Here is a 22,759-nt window from a genome sequence, read left to right on the forward strand (position 1 = left end):
GGGCGTCACTCTCCTTCCTTTTCCGGAATTGGCAGGCGCTTCATGCTGCGCACAATATCCTGATATTCTTTGGGCACCGCCATGGAAACAACGGTGGTTCCCACAAAAGCCTTGGAGCGCTTCACCGCTAAAATGCGGCCCCTGCAAACCGATTCCCCCATACGGTTGACCGCCTCAACCACATCCCCCACCTTGGGCAGGGGCAAGTATTCAAAGGGGAAGTCAATGGAGGATTCTGTCTCCGAAAAGTTGTTGTCAATAACCGTAATGGCAAGGCCCGGGCAGTTTGCGATGCAGATTCCGCAACCGGTGCATTTTTCTGGAATAAGGGCAGGCAGATTGGTGATGTGATCCCCGATTTGAATGGCGCCCCATTTGCAGGCACCTTCACAGGGGTTGCAGGGAATTTCCTGCACACATTCAATAACTGCGATCCGCCCTTTTTCCCTAAATACCGGATCGGGAAAACCCGGGCTGGCCGCCAGTTCTGCCGGGCTGGGCACCCCGGTAAAAAGAATTCCTTCCTTCATGCCTGCATCCTCCCCATAAAGCTGCCTTGGTCAAATGCCTTCATATCCGCAAGCTGCTGCTCTTTGAAGGCCCGGCGCTTCTGGCCAAAGGGGCCATCCCGCAGCGTATCCAGCCGATGCTGAATCTCCGCCTTTTTGCAGGCAGCTTCCTCATAACTGAGATAGCCCAGCGCCTCGGCAGCGGCAACACCGGCAAGATTGCCCTCTTCCATGGCGGAGGAAGCCTCCTCCACGCCGGTTGCATCCCCCGCTGCATAGACCCCGCAAATGGTTGTTTCCATATTGGAATCATGGAGCGGCACATGGCCCCCAAAGGCAGGAATAAAATCAAAATGGCATCCCGCCTGCCAAAGCAGCTCATTCATCGGGTTCAGACCCACCGCAAGGCAGATCGTATCCGCTTTAAGAAGCTTTTCTGTGCCGGGGATAGGCTGAAATCTTTCATTGACCTGTATGATTTCCACTCCTTCCACACTCTGTTCCCCTAAGGCCCGCTTGACTGTGTATCCCAGATAAAAGGGAACCCCCGCCCGGCGGATTTTACCCGCATGAACACCATAGCCTCCAATGCAGGGCGCACCCTCCACAATGGCTGCCACCTCGGCGCCGGCCTGCATCAGCTGGTAGGATACAATAAGCCCCACATTGCCCGATCCCATCATGACAGCACGTTTCCCCGGCAGAACCCGGTTGACGTTAATCATAGTCTGGGCAGCGCCTGCCCCCATAACACCGGGAAGAGTGGAACCCGGAAAGGGCAGGTAATTTTCCTTGGCGCCTGTGGCTACAATAATCTTTTGGGCCTTGAGAGCAATGTTCTCACCCTTTTTGATCACACCCAGTGTCAAATCCGGCTGAATGCCATAAACAAGACTATCCAACATAACCGAGGCGCCGCAGGCAATGGTCTTTTCCAAGAGCTTCTGGCCGATTTCATAGCCTCTTACACCGGCCTGATGCTCTCTGGAACCAAAAAACTTATGGATTTGCTTAAAAAGCTGCCCGCCCGGTTGGTTGTTTTCATCGATAACCAGCACCTGCGCCCCGGCCATGCGTGCCTGGCAAGCGGCCGATAACCCAGCTGGCCCTGCGCCAATAACGACAACCTCTACCTCCATCTGCTTCATTTGGGTTCCTCCTGTTGCTGAATGGGCGCAGCCCCCTGCTGGCATTCCACCCGCATTCCGCTGTGAACGGGCGTGACACAGGTTCGTGTATTGGGAACACCGTCCACTATCATCATACAGTCGGTGCACCGGCCAATGGCACAAAAAATGCTGCGGGGCTCATGGCGCTTGCTGGTTGTGCGAAACACCTTGATGCCTGCATTTAGAAGCGATGCGGCCACTGGTTCCCCTTCCAGCGCTTTTATGGGCTTTTCGTTGTAATAAATGGTCACGGTTTTTTGGTTTTGGAGCTCCCCTAAAACCGGATGCTGTATAACACGCATGGTTATTTTTCCTCCCTGCTGCCTTCTATGAGGTTTTTATAAGCTTTGAGCACAAAGTTTGCAATCAGGCTGCCCGCTGCCTTGGGCGCAACCAGGCCGGGCAGCGGCGGGGCTGCCAGAAGCTGTACCTTGGGAAGCTGTGCAACAGCAGCCTCCACACAGCTTTGAGCCGTTGTTATATCCAGCAGAACAACAGGCTTCTGCCAGTTTTGCGCCGTTTGATAGGTCACAATTCGGGTTGGAGCGGTACAGATTACAACATCCGCAGGGGTTTGGAGGAGCCACTCCGCTGTGGATACAGCGCCCTCACCGCCCTCTTTGGTTACCATACGCACCGGTAAATGCAGTGCCTGCAACATCCCCTGTGTCGCACGGCCTGTGTGACCTGCGCCGATGATATCATAGTCATACTGGTATAAGCTGCCGGGGGTTTGCCCCAAAAGCATATAGAGAATACCCTCCGCTGTCAGCCGGGCATTGGCCTGCATCACCTCTTCATCGGCAAAGCAATCCACCACCCGAGCCGAAAGCTGCCGGATATAGGGCGTTTCGTGCCCTGTAAAAACCATCACCTGCGAATCCAATGCCCGCAGAAATGCATCCGCATTGATAACGGCTCCATCCAGCAGGCGTATCTGGCCGGTGCGGGGTGTTGTGCCGGGGAGCAGAACAAAATCAAACTGGGCCGAGCGGCGGGAAAGAAGCTGCTGCGCCTCTTGAAAGTTTTTGGCTGTTTCAAGGGTGATGCCCGCATGCTTTAAGTATCGGGAAGCATACTGAAGCCTTGGGTCCCCTATAAAAACAGCGCCTGAGACTTTTTCTGTTTTTTCCATAATCAGCTACCCAAATAAGCATCCCGAACCTGTTGGTTACAGAGAAGGCTTTTGCCTGTATCCGCCAGCACAACCTCCCCAGTTTCCACAACATAGCCCCGGTTTGCAATACGCAGCGCCTGGTTGGCATTTTGCTCAACCAGCAGCACCGTTGTTCCTGTATGGTTGATATCCCGTATGGTTTTGAAAATCCGCCCCGCAATAATCGGAGCCAGACCCATAGAGGGTTCATCCAGCATCAACAGCTTGGGGCGGCTCATCAAAGCCCTTCCCATAGCCAGCATTTGCTGTTCACCGCCCGAAAGGGTTCCCGCCAGCTGGTTCTTGCGTTCTCCCAGTTGGGGAAATGTCTCAAAAATGCCCTCGATATCCTTTTGAATCTCCTTTTTATCCCGACGGGAATAGGCTCCCAGCAGCAGATTATCCAGCACCGAGCTGCGAGGGAACACCCGTCTCCCTTCGGGAACCATGGTCATACCGCTTCGCACAATATGAGCGGGCGGCATCCCCTCGGTGGATTTACCCATAAAATGGATTTCACCCTGTGTCCGGCCGATCTGGCTCATAATGGCTGTCATCAGGGTGGTTTTGCCTGCACCGTTGGCGCCGATCAGCGCCACGATTTCACCCTCTTCCACCTCAAGGCTGAGATCTTTCAATGCATGGATGTTGCCGTAATGTACATGCAGCCCTTTTACCTCAAGTAATTTCATCCGATTCACCCTCTTTGCCAAGATATGCTTCTATCACCTTGGGATCATCCCGCACGCAGGCGGGCAGGCCGTCTGCAATTTTAACACCGTGATCAAAAACCACAACACGGTCTGCAATTTGCATAACCAGACGCATGGCATGCTCAATAAGAATAATGGAATAATGATCCTCTTTGAGCCGGTTTATCACTTCCATCAGCTCATCGGTTTCATGGGGGTTCATGCCTGCGGCCGGTTCATCCAGCAGAATCAGTTTTGGCTCTGTGGCCAGTGCCCGGGCAATCTCCAAACGGCGCTGCATGCCATAGGGCAGGTTTTTGGCCAGCCAATCCTGTTTATCTGCCATGCCAACATAAGAAAGGCATTCTTCTATTACCTGTTGATTGGTTTCAAGCTCCCGCTTGTATCGGCCGTTTCGCAGAAAGGCCGAGAGCATACCGGTTTTCCTGCGGCAGTGCCGGGCGATAACGATGTTCTCCGCCACAGTCATATTCCCAAAGAGGCGGATGTTTTGAAAGGTTCTTGAAATCCCCAGCTTGGTAATGGCATACGGCTTAATGCGGGTGATGTTTTTATCATCAAAGAAAATCTCCCCGGTGGTTGCCGGTGAAATCCCGGTCAACAGGTTATAGAAGGTGGTTTTACCGGAACCGTTGGGGCCGATGATCGCAACAATCTCCCCTTTTTCAATATGAAAATCAATGTCGCTATTGGCCAGCAGCCCTCCAAAAGATTTGGAGACACCTCTTGTCTCAAGCAGCGTTTTTGCCATAATACTTCACCTTTTTAATAAATTCATTCTGGTTCCTCTTTTAAGGGCCAATGCTCACTGCCCGGCACCCTTGCCCCAAATTCCCTGAGGCCGCAGACGCATCATGGTAATGAGAATCAGCCCATACAAAATCATCCACGGGTCAAAAGGAAGCCCCAGAACATCCTTGACCATCTGGAACAGTTCCGGAAGAATGGTCATAACAAAAGCACCCAGAATGGCACCCTTGATACTGCGGGCTCCCCCCACAATAACCATGGTCAAAATCAGGATGGATTGGGTGGAGGAAAGCATCTCCGGGCTGACAAAAGCAGCATAGGTCGCTTGCAGGCTGCCTGCAACCGAGCTGAGAACAGCCGAGAGCATAAACGCCGCCATCTTGTAGTATTTTGTGTTGATTCCCATAGCAACCGCTGCGATTTCATCCTCCCGAATGGCAGAAAAGGCATAGTTGGTGCGGGATTTTGCGATGCGGTGCATAAAAAAGGCGGTTAATGCAACAATCCCAAAGGCCAGCAGGATATAAGCCTCCTTGCCGCTGGGGCCAATCCGCCCGAACTTGGTTCCGAAGAACAAGGGGGCAGGTACACCGGGAATACCGGCCGAGGCCCCCAGTGAAGGGGTATTGATCACAACGTAGCGCAGAACCTCACCAAAGCCATAGGTGATAACCACCAGAAAGGAACCCTTGACCCGCTGGGATACCATAGCCAGTGGAATGGAGACCAACGCCGCAATAGCCATGGCGATGGGAATGGAAATCCAGAAATTGACTGGTGTGTATTTTGTAAGCAGGGTAGTTATGTAGGCCCCAATGCCGAAAAAAGCAGCGTGGCCAAGGGAGGTCTGCCCGATATAGCCTGAAACAAAATTGAGCGCCAGTGTAAGCAGCGAATAAATCAGGCATGAAACCAAAATATGCTTAATATAGGTTGGCACAAGCCTTGTGGAGGTAAAGCTGTCAACAAAACAAACAGCCAGAATAAACAGCAGGGCTGTCAGAAACATGGTGCCGGGGCGGGAGGGCAAACCCAAAACAAATCTTTTAAGCTGACTCCCGCTCCGTTGGGGTTGGTCGATTGCTGTTTCCTGCACATCTTCAAATATTTCCGCATTCATTTCAAACGCCTCCCTTCTATACTTTTTCTTCAAATCGGAAGCCCATCAGGCCGGTTGGTTTGATCAGCAGCACAGCGATCATAATGGTAAAGCCGATGGCATCCTTATAACCGGTGGAGATAAACCCCGCCGTAAGGCTTTCCGCAATACCTAGAATAAGTCCTCCCACCAAAGAGCCGGTGATGGAGCCGATTCCCCCCAAAATGGCAACCGACCATCCTTTAAGACCGGCCAGCGCCCCCATCATAGGGTTAACCGAATAAATAATCCCCACAAACACACCGGCCGCTGCGCCCAGTGCGCCGGATATGGCAAAGGTTACCTTAATGAGCTTTTCACTTTCGGCCCCCATAAGCTCCAAGGTCTGCATATCCTGCGCGGCGGCAAGCATAGCCTTGCCTGTCACCGTTTTGGAGATAAACAGCTGCAAAATCACCATAATCACAATGGTTGCAGCCAAAATTGTCATATGAATGGAGCTGATCGCCAGTGTGCTTCCCCCCATAGAAAAGAGAGAGAGCATTTTATAATCCAAAATACCCGGATATGCCCGAGGGTCCGGTGTAAAAGCGGCTGTTGCCGAATACCGGAGGAAGGTGGAAAGCCCCAGAGCTGTAATAAACCCGGCGGTGAGCATTTTTCTTTTCTTGCGCAATGGCCTATAGCCAAGATGATCAATGAGCATAGCCAGAACAGCCCCCACAGCCATTGCAATAATCAGCGCAGGAAGCAGCGGCATCCCCGCCATACATAAAAAGTAACCGACATAAGCGCCCAGCATATAAACCTCACCGTGTGTCCAGTTCATGACACCCACAATTCCGAACACTGTTGTCCAACCAATGGCGATCAGTGAGTAAATTCCGCCTTGCGCCAGTCCGTTTATGACCTGCTGCAACAATTCCATTGCCGATACCTCCAGCCTATGATGTTATCTTTGCTTTTTCTTTGAACCTTATATTCCCGCACAGCCTGCCCGGCGGTTCCCTTGGAGCAGGCTATACCGGAATACCCTCTTTGTTTATTCAGCCATTACAAAGCTTTTGTCTTTGATTGTCAATGTCAGATAATCCCGAACCCAGTCATTGTCCTCATTAAAGGATACCGTTCCCGTTACACCTTTATAGTTGGTGGTTTTAAGAGCTTCCTTAAAGGTTTCACGGCTCAGCTCGCCGGATGCAAGGGCTCTTTCGGCCGCTTCTGCAATCACATACATCTGGTCATAGGCCAACGCTGCAAAGCCATCCGGTTCCACGCCGTATTTCTTTTTATATTTGGCAACCAGCTCTTGCACCTTTGGGTCCGGGTTGTTGGCCACATAGACCCCGATTACAAAGACACCCTCGGAGGAATCGCCTGCAATCTCAATGGTTTTGGCATTGTATAAACCGGTTCCACCAATAACAGGCACATCCACCCCGTTTTGTTTAAGCTGGCGGATAATAAGCCCGGAATCCGCCATGGTTCCGCAAAGTGCAACGGCATCGGGATTCATCCCCTTTGCAGTGGTAATCTGGGCTGTAAAATCCTGATCGGTGGCAAGATAGGTCAGACTGCCCAGCGTGGTTCCGCCGTTGGCTTCAAGATAACCCTTAAAGCTGTCGCTCAGGCCAATGCCATAGTCGTTGTTGACATAAAAGACCGCTACATTTTTATAGCCCCGGCTTAAAAGAGCCTTTGCCATCTGGGGCCCCACCGCCGCATCCTGAACCGACATGCGGAAGAAATATTCGCTGGAGCCGGTAAGCTGGGGAGAACTGGAGCTGACCACCAGCTCGGGAAGGCCTGCATTGTCCACAATGGGCACCATGGCAAGGGTTGCAGAGGAATTGCAGGAGCCGCCAATTGCCAGAATGGCATCGTTATCGGCAAATTTTTGGGCCCCCGATGCCGCTCTTTGGGGGTCACCTTGGTCATCGTATGTACTGAGCACTATTTTTGCACCGTTAACGCCACCTGCCCCGTTGATTTCATCCATTGCCAGCTCATAGCCCTGCTTCTGGCTGACCCCCATGCTGCCGGAATTGCCGGTCATGGGTGCAACCAAACCGATTTCGATATCCTTGACCGGGGTGATGGGCTGAGCCTGGGAACTTGGCTGAGCGGCGGAGGGCTGCTGTGCACTGGAACTTCCGGCGCTTGCGCTTGGGGCTGCACAGCCCACCAGCATCAGCCCCGCTAAGGCACTTGCTGTTGCGGCATAAAGAAATTTCCTGATTTTCATATCAATACCTCCTAGCTTTTTTATGTTAAATATGGCTTGCGCATATCAAACCCGCCGACAGACAAATGAGGGATTAAAAAGCAAAATAATCATGAAGCATCAGCATAACCGATAAATAGGTTCGCATATAGTGGTCATTTAAATCCCATCCGCAAAGCTGGTTGATTTTATTGATGCGGTGTGTTAGGGTATGGCGGTGTATAAAAAGCCGGGAAGCTGTGGCGGATTGTGCTCCGCCTTGGGCCAGATAGACCCGCAGTGTATGAACATAGCTGGTGCCGTGAGCCCGGTCATAATCCAGCAGGGTATGTAAAACGCTTTGCTTGCCCACCACACTTTGGCGGCTGTTCCGGTTTATGGCATGAAACAATTCAAAAAAAGGCAGGTTCGGAGCGTAGCAGGTGCCCCGTCTGGCTCCCACCCGCAAAAGGGTTTCGCAGCAGCGCAGCGCATCGGTATAGGCTGCATCCAGCATGGTGGGGGAAGGCGTTTTCTGTACGCCGATAAAAAAATTCACGTGCCGCTGCTCGGACATAAAGGTAAGCAGGATAGTCAGCTCAAAGATGCAGTTGTTGATAGAGCTGCCCCTTGGCAGCACCAGACAAAAGACCATGCTGCCCTCCGGCACCGATGCCTTACAAAGAAACGCTCCTTGGGAACTGAGATAGGAACTGATTCGCATCATACCCTCCTCAACATGCTTCATGTTGAGGCTATCATCCGCGACCATAGCCAGCAGGGTATAAACCTGATCCGGCGAAGCAAAAAGAATTGCCTGATCTTCCATCACCGCTTTGAGATATTTCTGGCGGAGAACCTCAATCCAGCTATCCGTTTCCACAGCGCCTAATTCGATTTGTTCAATGAGGGTATGGACAATAGCAGAAAAGGTAAGCTCGGGAGGCAACAACAGCACCGGGATGCCGTATTGCTCTGCCTGAGAGAGGATATAGGAGGGGATCTCGTTGATATAGTAGCCGGTTTGAATGGCTATCCCGCATATATCCCGCTGGTGAAGCGCATACATGAGGCCTTTGTGGCGTTCTTCATCGCTCAGGCGATACCCTGTTGTTACCAGAAGCTCTCCCTTTTGCAGCGATTCCGGTGTATCCAGAATCTCCATGACTGTAACCCATGTAACAGGCTTATCGGCGCCCGGGTAACCGGCCACCAGCTTAATGCCGTTTAACAGATTCTTGGTAACAATGTCCCTCACTCGCAGTGCCAAGCCGCTCACCTCACTCCACAAAAATAGACAAAGGCGTTTATTATCTACATGAAAATAGAATAATAAACGCCTTTGTCTATTTTTGATTTACTTCACGATAGCATAATAAAACTTCAAAGTCAAATAGTATTGTGTGGTTTCCTACAAATTGTTAAACAAAGAACAAAACTGTACTACAAAATGTCCACCATTCTTATCAATTGGACAGAATGTACACCCTTTAGCGAAATAATATACAGATTGGAGATTGCATTCTGCAATTTCTTTGTTTATGATTAAACACAAATTAAAAGGTCTTAGAATGATTGGTGTTTTTTCACAGGATATCCCGCCTGTTTGAAATTCAAAACTGGGGCTTTGAGGGATAAATATGTATAAAGGAGGGCTATTATGTGTAAAATACTGGTCACGGAGCCGATTGATCCGGTCGGAATAAACTATTTGAGGGAACAGGGCTACGAGGTTATCTTGGGCACCGGCCCTGAGGAAGAAACCATCCTGCGGGAAGCAGCCAGTTGCAGCGGCATATTAACCCGCAACGGCAAGCTGACCGAACGGGTGCTCAAGGGCTGCCCCGGGCTGCGAGTTGTTTCTATGCATGGGGTGGGGGTGGATTGCATCGATGTGGATGCCGCCACCAGACTGGGCATTCAGGTGACCAATGCAGCCAACTCCAACCAAAGCTCTGTGGCCGAATATACCATCGGGCTGATCCTTATGCTGGCAAAGAACTCCATTGCTTATAACAACGGACTTAAAAGCGGCAATATGGGGGTACGGCAGCTCTTTGGCAGCGATGTTCGGGGAAAAACGCTGGGCATTATTGGTATGGGCAACATTGGAACACAGGTTGCCCATATGGGGGCAACCGGCCTGCTGATGCGTGTAATCGGCTATAACCGCCGCATTCCCCGGGCCCAAAAGACCGACTTCGGCCTGATTACTCCGGATATGGATGCGGTCATCAGCAATGCGGATTTCCTTTCACTGCATCTGCCGGGCGGTTCTTCCACCCACCGGCTCATTGGCAAACGAGAGCTTTCCCTGATGAATCCCACCGCTTATCTCATTAACACAGGGCGGGGGGAAGTTGTTGACGAAGGAGCGCTTATCGAAGCGCTGCAAGGCAGAAAAATCGCCGGTGCTGCGCTGGATGTATTTGAAGGCAATCTGCCCAAGAAAGATAATCCCCTGCTTTCTATGGAAAATGTGATTGCCACCCCTCATACCGCCGCCTTTACAACCGAAGCTTTGGAGCGGATGGCCTATCAGGCCGCACTGGGTATTGTGGAGGTATTGGAAAACCGCTCCATTACCTATCCCGTTAATAAGCTGGCTGCTTCACAGGCCAAAAGCCAGAGCTTTACCTCGGTGATGAATTTTTTTCGCCATGAGTTTGGCTACTGCTGAAAAAACACTGATCTGAGCAAAGTATAAGGGGGGTCCTCTTTGGCAAGCAGCCGCCTGCCAAAAGAGGGCTTCTTTTTCTGTATGCTCACATAGACTGAAAGGCGCAGAAGGGTTTTCAGTCAGTGGATACAGTCTATACTATGATCATGAGCAGTTTATCCTCCCCCGGGTTGTAGCCACGGTAAAGCAGAAATTGAACCGAACAGCTTGCTTTTACGGGCTGTTTGTCGTAAACTGATTTCAGCAAAGGTGCTTTTTCCGGGTGGAGGAGCATCCTTTTTTACTCTGAAAGAAAGGTGATTCCCTATGCTGGATAGTTTTGTTCGGGTTGCTGCCGCCACTCCGGAAATCCGTGTGGCAGACCCTGCTTATAATGCCAAACAAATCCTCGCCCTGATGGCCCGGGCCGATTCTGAAGAGGTTCAGCTGCTTTGCCTGCCGGAGCTTTGCCTCACCGGCTATACCTGCGGCGACCTTTTTCATCAAAGCGCCCTGCTGACCGAAACAATAAAAGCACTCGAACTTATACGCCGTGAAAGCAGCCGCTATTCCCTGACCACCGCTTTAGGAATGCCGGTTTCTATACAGGGCAAGCTCTATAACACTGCCGTGATTCTTTCCGGCGGGAAGATCGTGGGGATTGTCCCCAAGACCCATCTGCCCGGCTACAGCGAATTTTATGAGCCCCGGCATTTTGTGCCTGCCCCCGATCACAATACTGTCATTTCGCTGTTGGGCGAAAAGATTCCCTTTGGGAGCAAGCTGCTGTTTCAATGCGAAGAATCTTCCGATTTTTTCTTCGCTGTGGAGATTTGCGAGGATTTATGGGCGCCCTGCCCACCCAGCATTTCCCATGCTGTTCACGGGGCCAATGTGATCTTGAACCTTTCTGCCAGCGACGAAACAGTGGGGAAAGCCGCTTACCGGCGCTCGCTGGTATCGGGGCAATCCGCCCGGCTGATTTGCGGCTATGTGTATGCGGGTGCTGGACAAGGTGAAAGTACCACCGATATGGTGTTTGCCGGGCACAACCTGATCTGCGAAAACGGCTCTATTTTAGCGGAATCCCCCCTGTTTGGGGAAGGCTGGGCCTGTTCCGAGTTGGATTTGTGCGCCATGGCCTACGATAGGCGGCGAATGAATACCTTTTCGCCGGAATCGGAGGGCTATGAGATCATTCCCTTTTCAGCAAAACCAAGGTGGCTTTCCCTGGGCCGCAAAATCGATCCCACCCCTTTTGTTCCCTCCGACCCAGCCCTTCGCCGGCAGCGCTGCATGGATATTATGGCCATTCAGGCCGCCGGTCTTGCCAAACGGCTGAGCCATACCGGCGGCAACGGGATTCTGGGTATTTCCGGTGGACTGGATAGCAGCCTTGCCCTGCTGGTGGCCTGCGATGCATTGCGCCTAATCGGCAAAGACCCCAGTGGGCTTCTGGCGGTTACGATGCCCTGCTTCGGCACAACCTCCCGCACGCGGGAAAATGCGCTCCGCCTTTGTGTGGCTGTGGGTGTGCCCTGTCGGGAAATTGATATCAGTCGGCAAACAGAACTGCATCTGCGGGAGCTGGGGCACGATCTCAACCGCCACGACGTGGTCTATGAAAATGCCCAGGCACGTATCCGCACCTTGCAGCTGATGAATTTGGCCAACCAATCCGGCGGCATTGTAATCGGCACAGGGGATCTTTCTGAGCTGGCGCTGGGTTGGGCCACCTACAACGGCGACCATATGAGCATGTATGCTGTCAATGCAGGGGTACCCAAAACCTTGGTGCGGCATTTGATTGAATATGTGGCGGATACCTGCGGGGATGATGCGCTTCGGGCGGTTCTGCTGGATATTCTGGATACACCCATCAGCCCGGAGCTTTTGCCGCCGGATGGGGATTCGATTCTTCAAAAAACCGAGGAACTGGTGGGCCCTTATGAGCTGAGCGATTTTTACCTGTATCATTTGGTGCGGTGGGGCCGCGCCCCAGCCCTGATTTACCGGCTGGCCTGCTTGGCATTCCAGGGGCGCTATACCGAAAAGGAAATTCTGCACTGGCTCAAAATATTTGTGCGGCGCTTCTTTGCTCAGCAGTTTAAGCGGAGCTGCATACCGGACGGCCCTAAAATCGGTTCGGTTACACTCTCGCCCCGGGCAGATTGGAGAATGCCCAGCGACGCGGTGTGCGATGCATGGCTGCAAAGTCTGGAAGAAATCGAGTAAGGCAAAGCCCGCCTATCACAATAGATGGCAAAAAACACACGGCTGCATACCCCATCCGGGGGATGCAGCCGTTAACTTTTGTGGACAAAACCAATGAACTGACAAACAGGCAGTACCCTTTATTGCTTGCTTTCTCTGTAGTTAAGTTTACTTTGACCAAGAAATATCGCCTTTTTGGCCGAAGAGGCCCAATCCCCGGGGGCCATGGGGCGGTATCGGATGCCCCCCTAAAACTTTTTGCAGCGATAAACCGATGCAGCCTAAAACATACCTTCTCCATACCGGCGAACCTTGATACAGGAATCGATGAATTCAATGAGCTGATTGATCCCGAATACCGGCACACCGGAAACCTCCTGAATCAGCCCGGCAAAGGGGGAATAATTCTGGCATTCCAGCAGAATGGCCCCTGTTTCCGGGTAGTTTCTCATATGCTGCTCGGTTACTTCCCGCATACAGTGGCTCAAGGTTTTTAGATTGCCTTCAAGGTGATCCCCTATAATCAGCTGGGAAAGCTCCGAATCCTGGGGGATTCCACTTATACAAACGGGAATATCTTTGGATGACCAGCCCATTTGGAGAAAGATTTCCTCGGTGATCAGCTGGGGAGAAAGGGTGAGAATGCCCACCTTTTGGGTTCGATTGATCATGGCATAGACCATAGGCCCAAGAAGCAGCGTGGAGGTGAAAACCGGAATGCGAACCGCATCCGCCAACTGGCGCTGGAAGCCTGCCAAAAAGCTGCAGCTGGTGGTGATGGCTTTGCAGCCCTCCTTTTCCAAACTTTGTGCGGCGCTGATAAAAGGCTTGAGAAGCTGTTCCTCTGCCTTGCAGTCATCCAGACGAAAGCCCTCCACACCTTCCACCGTTTTATAGCGTACCGGGATGCGAAAGGTTCTTGCGTTGCCAATATCACCAAGGATGCGTGGAAAAACCGTTGGCATCATGAGAATGCCGATATCCTGACCGTAATTGGTATAGCCGCCTTTAATTTCCATAGAGGATATCCCCCTTTCATTGTCGTCAAATTTATATTCAAATGCCTGCCCATGCTAAAAAATCGCATACAGGCTTAGATTGCGCTCTCAGGGCGCAAGGGGTTTGATCTATTATGTACACCCGCTCTATTGCCCGATTAGCAGCCCCCATAGGGGAAGGGTCAGCATCGAGAGTATGATGCTCATAAAAACACAACGGGAGGCGAAATCAGAATCACAGCCGTATTTTTCCGCCAGCATGGCTGTGGTGCTGCCTGCAGGCATAGCCGCCAGCAAAACCGTTACACCCACCAGCAGCGAATCGATTCGCAAAAGGGATAGAACCGCATAAAGGCTAATGGGAATCAGCAGCAGCCGCACCACAGAAAAGTACAAAAGGCGGCGGTCAAGAAGGCTGCCCTTTATATCGGCGGAGGCCAGAATTCCACCAATCACAAACATGGATATTGCAGTGGTGCAGCTGCCGATATAGGCAATGGCATCCCCCAGAAATTCCGGCGGGCGCAGCCCGGTCAGCATCAGAACAAACCCGATGACAACCGCTAGAATACAGGGATGTGTGGCAAGGGTTTTCAGCACCTTTTTCCGGTCGGTGGCAGTGAAGAGCGAAAGCCCGGCCGACCACATAAAAAAGCGGAGCGGAATCAGAGAAATCGAGGCATAAAAGAGCCCCTCGTGCCCAAACACCCCAAAAGCAACCGGGTTGCCCATAAACCCGGCATTGGAGCAGATGGTGGCATATTGAAGGATGATTCTCTGCTCTTTAGGAATGCTTCTGTATAAAAGCTTGCTGAGGATCAGATAAAAAATCTGGGCACAAATGGATATAAGCAAAATCCACCCGGATTTGAGAATCCGATCATAAGTAAATTCAATCAGAAAGGATTGAATGATGCTGCAAGGTAAAATAACAGCGATAAATAAATCCGATACCTTTTTGCGCACCTCAGCGGTGAGAAGGCCCTTTTTTGCAGCCCAAAAGCCAACCCCCATCAAGAGAAACAAGGTCATTTGCAATTTGATCATATCTGCACAAGCCCTTTTACAAAATTTTCCATTCTACTGAGCCCTTCCCGAATATCTTCCTCCGAGGCAGCGTAGGAAATCCGGATATATCGGCCGCAATGGTCACCCAAACCGATGGCAGGCACCGAGGCAACCCCGCATTCTTTCAACAGACGCTGGGCAAACTCCTCGCCGGTAAGCCCGGTTTCGGAAACATCCACCATCACATAAAAGGCACCATAAGGAATCCCACAGCGCAGACCTCCAATGCCCTGCAAGCCTTTGAGCAGCAGCTGCCTTCTGGCAGCAAAGCGCTCCACCATAGCGGATACCGCCGCCTTGGTTTCCGGCAAGCGGATAGAATCCGCCAAGCCCTTTTGAATAAAGGTGGGCGAGCAGGTTGTGGTATATTGATGCATACGCAGAATACGCTCGCACAGGCGGCGATCCGCCGCAATATACCCCAGCCTCCACCCAGTCATGGCATATGTTTTGGAAAAGCCGCTGATGATAATGCTGCGCTCCTTCATCCCCTCCAATGCGCCAATGGAGCAGAATTCTGCCCCATCATACACCAGAGCGGCATACATTTCATCGGATACAACCAGCAGGTCATAGCGGAGAGCCAGCTCCCCGATGGCTTCCAGACAGTCGAGTGGATATACCGCCCCTGTGGGGTTGTTGGGGTTGTTGAGAACCAACATCCGGGTGCGGGGGGTAATCAGCCGTTCCAGCTCAGCCGGTTCTGGGATAAATCCGTTCTCTGCCTTAAGGGGAAGCTCCACCATAACCCCGCCGCAAAAGCGGATCAGATTCTTATAGCTCACAAAGGCCGGTGTGAACACAATCACCTCGTCGCCGGGATCAATAAAGGCTAGGAGCGCATTGTTAATCGCTTCGGCGCCGCTGGTTGTAATGAGAATCTCGGTTTCCGGGTCATAGACTGCGGTGGTTTGCTCGGTAATTTCCTCCGCTAGAACCTGCCGAAGCTGGGGCAGCCCCCGATTGGAGCAATAGTGTGTATAGTTCTCGTTTATGGCCCGGATGGTTGCTTCTTTAACAGGCTGGGGGGTATTGAAATCCGGCTCCCCCGCACTGAATGGAATCACCCAGCGGCCCTCTGCACGAAGCGCAGCCGCCCAATCCAGCATCATACGTATCGGCGAGGGCTCCATGCGGTTAACGGCCGCAGAGCCTTTGTATATTTTTTCCACAAACCTTCACCCTATCCTTTTATAGCCGACAGTTTGTCAGTTCATTTTCGCAGCTGCCGGTCTGCGCATACTGCGCCAGATTTTCCAGCGCCCTAAAGATCATATTTTCAACCGCCTGATCGGTAAAAAAACTGATATGCGCACTGTAATCTACATTATCGCAAGCAATCAGCTTTGTAAACACAGAATCCGGCGCTTCGCCCTGCCCCAGCTTCCGCCGGATAAAAGATTTTTCATTCTCATAAACATCGAAGGCAAAGCCTGCAATTTGGCCGCTTTCCAGCCCTTCCAGAACAGCCTCGTGATCCACCAGCCCGCCCCTTGCCGCATTGACAATGTAAACCCCTTTGGGCATAAGCCGCAGGCTTTCCCTATTGATCATATGCTCGGTTTCGGAGGTCAGCGGGCAATGCAAAAAGAGAATGTCGCATTGGGTATAGAGCTGCTCAAGGGGCCAGTACTGCGCATATGCCTCCACAGCTGGGCTGGGGAAAAGATCATAAGCCCCCACCCGGCAGCCAAAACCATGGAGCAGCCGGGCGGTTTCGAAGCCGATGCGGCCTGTACCGATCACCCCGGCATACAAGCTCCCCAGCTCCTTGCCCCGCAGGCCGTTCAGCCGAAAATCCAGATCGGCAGTCATCTGGCTGGAACGCTTGGTGCGGCGTATGGAATTTAGCGCCATCATAACCGCAAACTCAGCAATGGATCGAGGCGAATAATCAGGGGTGTTGGCGGCTTTGATCCCACGGCGGCCAAGGCTTTCAATATCCAGATGGTCAATTCCCGCCGCCCGGGAGACCACATAGCGAACCCCGTTTTCTTGAAGTATCTCCGCCACAGCATCATCGATCACACAGGGGGTCAGCACCCATATGGCATCGTAGCCTGCTGTTTGGCGAGCATTCTCATATGTAAGGGCTTGCTCCGTAAAATCCATTCTGAACCCGTATTTTTGCTGTACCTCTTGAAAATAGGGCGCTTCCTCCTTGTTAAAGCAATAGTGCAGAACCTTCATGCCTACCTCCGTTCCGCCCGCTAAGGCCGGTTATGGCACAAGCCTTTGCAGACTGCCGCTTTGGAAACGCCTTTGTCTCGCATGCGGGTTGTTTGTATTAAGTTTAAACGCAATATCCGCCCATTTCAATAGCCTTTCTGTATGGGAAAAGAAAAGAATGCTGGCCATTTTGTCCATAGGCAATGGCCAACCGCCCAATATGCCTTTTGCTCTATTGGGCGGCGATACCGAGATTTATAAAATACAGATTAAAAGGCTATGGCTGACCTGTTTGATGTCGGTACTCCTGCTATATCAACGCACCTAAAAAATATATATGATCAAAAGGAGATGTCTCCCGGAGCAACTATTTCCAAAATCGAAACAGTTCAAAACGAGGGCGGCAGACAGGTGAAAAGGACAGCCGATTTTTATAATCTTGATGCTATTATTGCTGTAGGATACCGTGTCAACTCTAAGAGCGCCACGCAGTTTCGGCGCTGGGCAACTGACACTTTAAAAGAGTATATAATTAAAGGCCTTGTCCTCAATGATGATATGCTGATTAAGCAGGATAAAGAATATTTATCGGATTTTGACAAGGCCACAGAGAAATATCTTAAGGAATAGAAACAAGCGGGTATCTCCACTTCGGAGAAGCCCGCTTTCTGCTTTTTCGCTATATTATTCTGACCCCCATAATTTCAGGACATCAGAATTTTTAGCGGGATATGGCAAGATGTGCTGTAAAATAAAAGAAGTCCTGCAACCCGCTATCAAAACGGATTTGCAGGACTTTTGCTTGTGTCATTAGGTCAAAATAGATGCAGTCTGTTCTGAGCTTTTATACTTATTGATCTTCTAGTTATGGTTTTAAAGCGTGGGCTCGCTGGATTCCATCAAAATATTTAACTATGAGGTTAATCAAAACATCTTTTTTGACTTTAGAACCTATTGGCGTAGTATAGAGGATAGAATAAAGATGCTTATACTCTGCCAATGTCAGTGCTAAGGCAGCCTTGTTATCTTCAATCGTTTCATATGTCCCATTTAATAAACCCAGTTTAGAAACATATTCTTGCACCTGTTCAACTGATTCAATATGTTGAATATCCTCTCTGATCAAGCTTCTAGGTCTTTTTTGGTTAGCATCTTCAACATCGTTGATGCCTTTAATGATTTCGGAAAGTTCATCTGGTGTGTACGGAAAGAGATTGTTTTTAAAGACATCTTTTGATGGATATAGTTCTGTATATAGACTCAGTAGTTTGATTAATGCTGTTTTTTGTTTTTGATTCATATGTGCACCTCATATAAGTGCAGCAATCGCATCCGCGATTGGAGCATATTCTTGATGAATATCCCCATTACTTAAAGTGATGGGGATACCATAATTGTTAGGATCAGATCTGTTGTCTAAGTGACGTATATACTCTTTAAAGATATGTTTTCTCCCTGCACTTACGTATGGTGTTCCTGTTATTAATGACTTCACGCCTATAGAAGAAACGGAGACATCAAGTGCCTCCAGGACACGGGTATTAGCTGGTGATGGACGTCTGGACTTAAATATGGTTTCAAGTATTCCTATTAGTTGTGGTCGATCTGAAAAATACATCTTCAAAAGCATTCCACCAATATTTTCGTCATATGCAAATCTTAAGTAAGTACTTTCAATTTCAGTTATATAATCTGCCACACCATCGGTGCTTATCTCATCGCCAACGGTTGGGATAAGATAATAGTCGCACGCAAGGAAAACACTCTGTATTATAAGATTGCTGGTAGGAGGGCAATCAAAAAGTATATAATCATACCCATCATCCTTTAATTGAGCAATATCCTTAAGCATTTGAGGAATAGCTAATACATTAACTGTATTTACTGACAAACGCTCTGATATATCATTTAGCCTGCTATTTTTTAAATCTAGCACGGTTGGAATATAGTCAAGGCACCCACCACTTTTTGAGTATTTTTTTATATTTCGTATAGCGTTTACAATGCAACTTGAATTAGTTGATATATTGCTTTCGAGAATTTGAATGCGGGAAGCACTACTCATATATTCTGCATATAGCTCAATTAAAAAATTCAGAGTATGCTGAACATCTATGTTTTCCAACGTCACTTTAGGTGTAGTAGTATTTGCACATACCTTACTTAACGAAGCTTGCGGATCTAAATCAACAAGCAATACCTTTTTTTTGTGATTCTTTGCAAGTAACGCGCCCAACTCAAAAACGGTCGTAGTTTTCCCTACTCCACCTTTATAATTCCCAAAAAAAATATGTTTTGCCATTTCACTTCTCCTTTTATTATTTACTTGTTAACTACGGCAGAAATACTAAGCTTTATTTAAACAGGCTCTCTCGACACAACTTCTCTCTCCAGCAATGCAAGAAAGTTTTTCAATTCAGCTGTGCTATAATCTGCAAAAGCATCCACTTTTTTATCTTGGCAAAAGAAATAGTCCAAAGTACAATTAAAAAAAGTACAATACTTGATTGCAAGCTCGACTGATATAGCACGCTCACATCTTTCTTGAAGATTAATTGATGGTGCGCTCACATTCCCTATAGCCTTTGATAATTCCTGTACCGTTAGCTTCTTTTGTTCTCTAAGTGCTAACAAGCGATTTTGCGGTATCATGGTTTAGCCCTCCCTCGGACCAAAAAACTTATCACCGTTTAAATGGATCATATGGTCGGGGTTTTCAGCAATCCATACTTCTGTTTCCCAAGCTAAAGAGTCCGAAAATCTTTTATAGGTTTTGAAGTCAAGAAAAGCTGTTACAAAGATTTTTCCAGCTGATACGCCTTGTGTCATCTCATTAATCTCTATGATTCGCTTAGGCTCCATAGGGCCAACACTGGTAACTGATTCAATGAAATAAATCCAGTTTTTATCTTCTCTAAACAATACAACATCTGGCATCTTGTCATGAAGTGTTATTTCAAAACCAAGTTCTTCAAGTTTTTCTACATTCTTTACGAGGTCTTTTTCAATGGTATCGCCAACATAAAGGCATTCACTGTTTGGTGCAAACCTTGGCGCAAATTCTTCAATAATATATTTTTGCAGCTCGTTATGTTTGCCGGGAGAAAAGGTGAAAGCTTCGCCATTAATATTTACAGGCATCTTTTCCATTTTCTTTTTAGAGGCATAAGTATCAATCAAAGTTTGGTGATTGCTTATGAATGCTTCTATTTTTTCGTCCCAATTAGCGCTGCCGTAAGACCGCAACAAGTCCAAAGCCTCAAGAGTAATTCGATACCTATAGTTTGGTGAGTTGGTGGCCATACCGTTATCCTCAATAAGAGCGGCGGTTCTAAAATGATGGATGGCCTGCTTGCGAAAGGTTTCTCTGGAGTTTTCAGCATATTCGACATTATAGTTCTCTTTAGTAAACTGCAAAATATCATGAATGCGTATCCATGCGGATTCTGCAGTTCCCCAATCAGAAGATTCCTTAATTTGAGTCATTGCTAAAAGGACATAGCAGCACAAATCAGCTTGTTGGCGTTTAGGCATTCCAATAGCTTCAAGTATTTTTCTGGCTTCATCAATCTTATTCATAGAAGTAACTCCCCTATCAATGCATCACATATTTCTACAGACAAGCATTGCTTTCTTTTTAATTTGCCTCCAAGAGTGATCAGTGTTTCTTTCGAGGGAACCGGCATAGTGTTTACCTCTGTTGAGTTGACCTGAGTAGAACCATTTAAGATTCTGTAATATAGGTCATAGATAGATGAATTGAAAATTACATAAAGGCCAAAAACCAAGTCTTCACACATGCATGATTTATCAACTGCATCAATAAAGTTGATTTTATTTTGGGTGCTTATGAATTGATAATCTGGTAGACTGTCGGATAAGTAAATGCCACACTGTAACCGCCGTTTCTCTTCCTTGGCCGTAAACCTTTTTACAAAAAGGTAGTTTTTATTTTTTTGTATCATCCCTACCTGCGCATCAGTCATGTATTCAAAGTCTTTTCCGATAGGAAAGACAACATGACCATCTTGAATATGTTGAGAATAAAACAGCGGCACAATATGATCGCCCGGAGCAGTTCGGAGCAATTCACGATTTCGGAAGTCAACAGTCAGTCCAGTTTTCATTTTCAAACCGATATCTTCTAAGTTGTATTGGAATTTATTCAGCTTACGCAAAGCCAACACTTCTTCCTCGGTCGTAAGGAGGTAGACATACAGATTGTTACCACTTATGGCTGTGTCATAAGGCACCGTAAAAGTAAGACTATTTTCGAAATCCTGATTGCTTGCCGAAGATGTAATCATTAGACTTTCTTGAGGTTGCGAAGTCTTAACAAATTTGACTATAATAGTTTCTTGAAGTACTTGCTCATTGTCGAACACCTTATCTCGGCTTACAAACAAATGAATATGTGTAATTCTGGCGTTGCTCAATGCATATTCACGGAATCTTTTGAAATAAGCTCCCGATGTCCACGAGCGTGGAATGATATAAACCATTTCACCACCATTTCTGAGGTTAAATATGCTCATACTAGCGAACAAAAAGTAAAGATTGGGCGCCCCATAGCAAATATTGGGCATTGACAGTGCTTCTGGCGCATCTTTTGGGATTTTTAAATAGGGGGGATTCCCAATCACCCAATCATATTTTTGGCTATCACAAGGTTGGTCAAAAGCCTGCGAGTTGTTATATGCATTCTTCTGGCTCAAAATATAATTATCATCTATGATTTGAAAGTTTATTTTGATTTTCGACTGCTCCTGTAAGTGCTTCATATTTAAGCGAAGCAAGGGAAGTATACAGCTATTATTTTCAAAACACGTTATATTTAAAGTCTTAATAGTATCAACATGTTGTATCCTATCCACTAAAGCTGCAACCAGTATTCCTGATCCTGCTCCCGGATCTAAAATACTAACTTCTTTTTGATCGCCTATATTAAAAAGGCTGGCCATATATATAGCAGTTTCTTTGGAAGTAAAAAACTGACCAATTTTTTTACGTTCTTCTTTTGGTTTAGATGCGAGAAAATCCGCTGTGTTTTTCAAAACAAATTCTAACATATAGCTCTCCATTCGAGATTTATTATCCGTAAATATTTTAACACAAAGTAAACGAATAAGGAAGAGCTAAATTTCGAATTTCAAATTGAAGAATTAAAGCTAAACTGTTAGATTTCTGCTGGTATCATGTAAAGTTCAATTGAGTTGTTTTTCCCCACCACAATCTTTTCAACTTTTTGATTTATTAGGCATTCATTAAAGCTTGCTAACCCTAATGCTTTGCAAATTAGTGCTTTAACATCAACATCAGAAATTGTGGGCGAAAATTTGCATGCAGAAGCTTTTCCTCTTTCTACCCGATCAGCACAGCGCCAGACTATCTCGCCGCTTGGCCTTGTAATACGGCGATAGTTGCTACCGCATTCAGCGCAAACTAAAAGACCACTCAGTACGTTCTGCGAACTGTACCGGGTGGTCTTTCTCTGTGTGGAGCCATCGCTATTTGTTTGTATGTTGGTGCGGGTGTCTTTTTCAAACTGAGTTTCTATAAATAATTCCATCGGAATGGCATAGGGTACATACTTTCCGTTGCTCAGTATTTTATCAATTACAGATCGTGACCATTTTAGTTTGCCAGACGGAGCAGTCACTTGGTCAGCCTCCAGTTCGTTGGCAATGGAACCCAAGCTGGCACCATCAATGTAACGCTGATATATTCTTTGCACCACTTCAATCTGTAAGGCAATCGTCCTCACCATGCCGTCGGGCATTTTTTTAAAGCCATAAGGTATCACCATAGTTGTTCCTTCCTTTCCTTAAAATCATTAATAGCTAATGTCTACTGAACAAAAGTATTTTTGAATCATGCGCAACAAAATCGTTCATATTTACCCATTTTGGCAGAAAAAAGGGCTTGTTTTACCTTTTCGGGTACATTGTAAGTAGCTTGTGAGGGCTTTGCTTCATATACCTCAAGAGGTAAGTGCAAGGGTATAGATAAATATGGCGCAAAAACCTTGCACTTGTATCGCTAAAAAGTGATT

23 protein-coding genes are annotated in these 22,759 nt (G+C 48.3%); 3 read left to right on the forward strand and 20 right to left on the reverse strand.

All coding sequences use genetic code 11. The annotated features are described in order from the left end of the window. Positions 1-5: 5 nt before the first annotated feature. The 10 genes from U6B65_11465 to U6B65_11510 all read right to left on the reverse strand — a co-directional run bounded on the left by U6B65_11465 (position 6) and on the right by U6B65_11510 (position 8,869). A complete protein-coding gene (locus U6B65_11465) occupies positions 6-530 on the reverse strand; it encodes a 4Fe-4S binding protein (GenBank protein WRS26939.1) in 525 nt (174 codons plus the stop codon). Further along, positions 527-1,657: an NAD(P)/FAD-dependent oxidoreductase gene (locus tag U6B65_11470; GenBank protein WRS26940.1), complete on the reverse strand. Its 1,131-nt coding sequence runs from the start codon at positions 1,655-1,657 to the stop codon at positions 527-529. The genes U6B65_11465 and U6B65_11470 overlap by 4 nt, the downstream gene beginning before the upstream one ends. Next, positions 1,654-1,980 carry a (2Fe-2S)-binding protein gene (locus U6B65_11475; protein ID WRS26941.1) on the reverse strand — a complete coding sequence of 109 codons (327 nt, stop codon included), beginning with the start codon at positions 1,978-1,980 and terminating at the stop codon, positions 1,654-1,656. Before U6B65_11475 ends, U6B65_11470 begins: the two co-directional genes overlap by 4 nt. Before the next feature lie 2 nt (positions 1,981-1,982). Beyond that, positions 1,983-2,813 (reverse strand): hypothetical protein, encoded by an 831-nt coding sequence (locus U6B65_11480; GenBank protein ID WRS26942.1) that lies wholly within the window; start codon positions 2,811-2,813, stop codon positions 1,983-1,985. A 2-nt stretch (positions 2,814-2,815) separates the two neighbouring features. Then, positions 2,816-3,526, reverse strand: coding sequence for an ABC transporter ATP-binding protein (locus tag U6B65_11485; GenBank protein WRS26943.1), 711 nt, complete (start codon positions 3,524-3,526; stop codon positions 2,816-2,818). Next, complete coding sequence (locus U6B65_11490; protein ID WRS26944.1) at positions 3,513-4,298, reverse strand: ABC transporter ATP-binding protein; 786 nt, start codon at positions 4,296-4,298, stop codon at positions 3,513-3,515. Before U6B65_11490 ends, U6B65_11485 begins: the two co-directional genes overlap by 14 nt. 54 nt (positions 4,299-4,352) lie before the next feature. Continuing rightward, complete coding sequence (locus U6B65_11495) at positions 4,353-5,417, reverse strand: branched-chain amino acid ABC transporter permease (GenBank protein WRS26945.1); 1,065 nt, start codon at positions 5,415-5,417, stop codon at positions 4,353-4,355. A gap of 16 nt (positions 5,418-5,433) precedes the next feature. Next, positions 5,434-6,324 (reverse strand): branched-chain amino acid ABC transporter permease, encoded by an 891-nt coding sequence (locus U6B65_11500; protein ID WRS26946.1) that lies wholly within the window; start codon positions 6,322-6,324, stop codon positions 5,434-5,436. Positions 6,325-6,438: 114 nt separating this feature from the next. Next, positions 6,439-7,641, reverse strand: a complete 1,203-nt coding sequence (locus tag U6B65_11505) for an ABC transporter substrate-binding protein (GenBank protein ID WRS26947.1) — start codon at positions 7,639-7,641, stop codon at positions 6,439-6,441. A gap of 73 nt (positions 7,642-7,714) precedes the next feature. Next, positions 7,715-8,869: a PucR family transcriptional regulator ligand-binding domain-containing protein gene (locus U6B65_11510; GenBank protein ID WRS26948.1), complete on the reverse strand. Its 1,155-nt coding sequence runs from the start codon at positions 8,867-8,869 to the stop codon at positions 7,715-7,717. Between the two features lie 390 nt (positions 8,870-9,259). Between U6B65_11510 and U6B65_11515 the strand changes: the two genes are divergently transcribed. Continuing rightward, positions 9,260-10,279: a hydroxyacid dehydrogenase gene (locus U6B65_11515; protein WRS26949.1), complete on the forward strand. Its 1,020-nt coding sequence runs from the start codon at positions 9,260-9,262 to the stop codon at positions 10,277-10,279. 306 nt (positions 10,280-10,585) lie between these two features. Further along, positions 10,586-12,493, forward strand: a complete 1,908-nt coding sequence (locus U6B65_11520) for an NAD(+) synthase (protein ID WRS26950.1) — start codon at positions 10,586-10,588, stop codon at positions 12,491-12,493. A 260-nt stretch (positions 12,494-12,753) separates the two neighbouring features. Here U6B65_11520 and U6B65_11525 read toward each other — a convergent pair whose 3' ends face one another. From U6B65_11525 to U6B65_11540, 4 genes are all read right to left on the reverse strand, one after another. Continuing rightward, positions 12,754-13,491 (reverse strand): hypothetical protein, encoded by a 738-nt coding sequence (locus U6B65_11525; GenBank protein ID WRS26951.1) that lies wholly within the window; start codon positions 13,489-13,491, stop codon positions 12,754-12,756. 126 nt (positions 13,492-13,617) lie between these two features. Continuing rightward, positions 13,618-14,517: an AEC family transporter gene (locus U6B65_11530; GenBank protein ID WRS26952.1), complete on the reverse strand. Its 900-nt coding sequence runs from the start codon at positions 14,515-14,517 to the stop codon at positions 13,618-13,620. After that, positions 14,514-15,710, reverse strand: coding sequence for a pyridoxal phosphate-dependent aminotransferase (locus tag U6B65_11535; GenBank protein ID WRS26953.1), 1,197 nt, complete (start codon positions 15,708-15,710; stop codon positions 14,514-14,516). The genes U6B65_11530 and U6B65_11535 overlap by 4 nt, the downstream gene beginning before the upstream one ends. 19 nt (positions 15,711-15,729) lie before the next feature. Next, positions 15,730-16,728 (reverse strand): NAD(P)-dependent oxidoreductase, encoded by a 999-nt coding sequence (locus U6B65_11540; protein ID WRS26954.1) that lies wholly within the window; start codon positions 16,726-16,728, stop codon positions 15,730-15,732. 258 nt (positions 16,729-16,986) lie between these two features. Between U6B65_11540 and rhuM the strand changes: the two genes are divergently transcribed. Next, positions 16,987-17,337 (forward strand): RhuM family protein, encoded by a 351-nt coding sequence (gene rhuM / locus U6B65_11545; protein ID WRS26955.1) that lies wholly within the window; start codon positions 16,987-16,989, stop codon positions 17,335-17,337. A 235-nt stretch (positions 17,338-17,572) separates the two neighbouring features. Here rhuM and U6B65_11550 read toward each other — a convergent pair whose 3' ends face one another. The 6 genes from U6B65_11550 to U6B65_11575 form a co-directional block, all read right to left on the reverse strand. Next, the gene (locus U6B65_11550; protein WRS26956.1) at positions 17,573-18,007 is read right to left on the reverse strand and encodes a hypothetical protein; all 435 of its coding nucleotides are present in this window, start codon (positions 18,005-18,007) and stop codon (positions 17,573-17,575) included. Positions 18,008-18,016: 9 nt separating this feature from the next. Next, entirely contained in the window at positions 18,017-19,009 is a 993-nt protein-coding gene (locus tag U6B65_11555; GenBank protein ID WRS26957.1) for a ParA family protein, read from the reverse strand. Positions 19,010-19,065: 56 nt separating this feature from the next. Further along, entirely contained in the window at positions 19,066-19,359 is a 294-nt protein-coding gene (locus U6B65_11560) for a helix-turn-helix transcriptional regulator (protein ID WRS26958.1), read from the reverse strand. 3 nt (positions 19,360-19,362) lie between these two features. Then, entirely contained in the window at positions 19,363-20,286 is a 924-nt protein-coding gene (locus U6B65_11565; protein WRS26959.1) for a BsuBI/PstI family type II restriction endonuclease, read from the reverse strand. Beyond that, the gene (locus tag U6B65_11570) at positions 20,283-21,776 is read right to left on the reverse strand and encodes an Eco57I restriction-modification methylase domain-containing protein (protein ID WRS26960.1); all 1,494 of its coding nucleotides are present in this window, start codon (positions 21,774-21,776) and stop codon (positions 20,283-20,285) included. Before U6B65_11570 ends, U6B65_11565 begins: the two co-directional genes overlap by 4 nt. Before the next feature lie 107 nt (positions 21,777-21,883). After that, positions 21,884-22,513, reverse strand: coding sequence for a recombinase family protein (locus tag U6B65_11575; GenBank protein ID WRS26961.1), 630 nt, complete (start codon positions 22,511-22,513; stop codon positions 21,884-21,886). Positions 22,514-22,759: the final 246 nt, after the last annotated feature.

Source organism: Oscillospiraceae bacterium MB08-C2-2 (assembly GCA_035621215.1).
Taxonomy (GTDB): domain Bacteria; phylum Bacillota; class Clostridia; order Oscillospirales; family Ruminococcaceae; genus WRAV01.

Bases quoted from the DNA above. Each gene is read 5' to 3' on its own strand.
- U6B65_11530 (WRS26952.1), bottom strand. From the start codon at position 14,517: ATGATCAAATTGCAAATGACCTTGTTTCTCTTGATGGGGGTTGGCTTT.
- U6B65_11495 (WRS26945.1), bottom strand. From the start codon at position 5,417: ATGAATGCGGAAATATTTGAAGATGTGCAGGAAACAGCAATCGACCAA.
- U6B65_11570 (WRS26960.1), bottom strand. From the start codon at position 21,776: ATGTTAGAATTTGTTTTGAAAAACACAGCGGATTTTCTCGCATCTAAA.
- U6B65_11575 (WRS26961.1), bottom strand. From the start codon at position 22,513: ATGGTGATACCTTATGGCTTTAAAAAAATGCCCGACGGCATGGTGAGG.
- U6B65_11525 (WRS26951.1), bottom strand. From the start codon at position 13,491: ATGGAAATTAAAGGCGGCTATACCAATTACGGTCAGGATATCGGCATT.
- U6B65_11485 (WRS26943.1), bottom strand. From the start codon at position 3,526: ATGAAATTACTTGAGGTAAAAGGGCTGCATGTACATTACGGCAACATC.
- U6B65_11540 (WRS26954.1), bottom strand. From the start codon at position 16,728: ATGAAGGTTCTGCACTATTGCTTTAACAAGGAGGAAGCGCCCTATTTT.
- U6B65_11470 (WRS26940.1), bottom strand. From the start codon at position 1,657: ATGAAGCAGATGGAGGTAGAGGTTGTCGTTATTGGCGCAGGGCCAGCT.
- U6B65_11480 (WRS26942.1), bottom strand. From the start codon at position 2,813: ATGGAAAAAACAGAAAAAGTCTCAGGCGCTGTTTTTATAGGGGACCCA.
- rhuM (WRS26955.1), top strand. From the start codon at position 16,987: ATGGCTGACCTGTTTGATGTCGGTACTCCTGCTATATCAACGCACCTA.
- U6B65_11560 (WRS26958.1), bottom strand. From the start codon at position 19,359: ATGATACCGCAAAATCGCTTGTTAGCACTTAGAGAACAAAAGAAGCTA.
- U6B65_11520 (WRS26950.1), top strand. From the start codon at position 10,586: ATGCTGGATAGTTTTGTTCGGGTTGCTGCCGCCACTCCGGAAATCCGT.
- U6B65_11565 (WRS26959.1), bottom strand. From the start codon at position 20,286: ATGAATAAGATTGATGAAGCCAGAAAAATACTTGAAGCTATTGGAATG.
- U6B65_11490 (WRS26944.1), bottom strand. From the start codon at position 4,298: ATGGCAAAAACGCTGCTTGAGACAAGAGGTGTCTCCAAATCTTTTGGA.
- U6B65_11515 (WRS26949.1), top strand. From the start codon at position 9,260: ATGTGTAAAATACTGGTCACGGAGCCGATTGATCCGGTCGGAATAAAC.
- U6B65_11475 (WRS26941.1), bottom strand. From the start codon at position 1,980: ATGCGTGTTATACAGCATCCGGTTTTAGGGGAGCTCCAAAACCAAAAA.
- U6B65_11500 (WRS26946.1), bottom strand. From the start codon at position 6,324: ATGGAATTGTTGCAGCAGGTCATAAACGGACTGGCGCAAGGCGGAATT.
- U6B65_11505 (WRS26947.1), bottom strand. From the start codon at position 7,641: ATGAAAATCAGGAAATTTCTTTATGCCGCAACAGCAAGTGCCTTAGCG.
- U6B65_11555 (WRS26957.1), bottom strand. From the start codon at position 19,009: ATGGCAAAACATATTTTTTTTGGGAATTATAAAGGTGGAGTAGGGAAA.
- U6B65_11465 (WRS26939.1), bottom strand. From the start codon at position 530: ATGAAGGAAGGAATTCTTTTTACCGGGGTGCCCAGCCCGGCAGAACTG.
- U6B65_11550 (WRS26956.1), bottom strand. From the start codon at position 18,007: ATGAATCAAAAACAAAAAACAGCATTAATCAAACTACTGAGTCTATAT.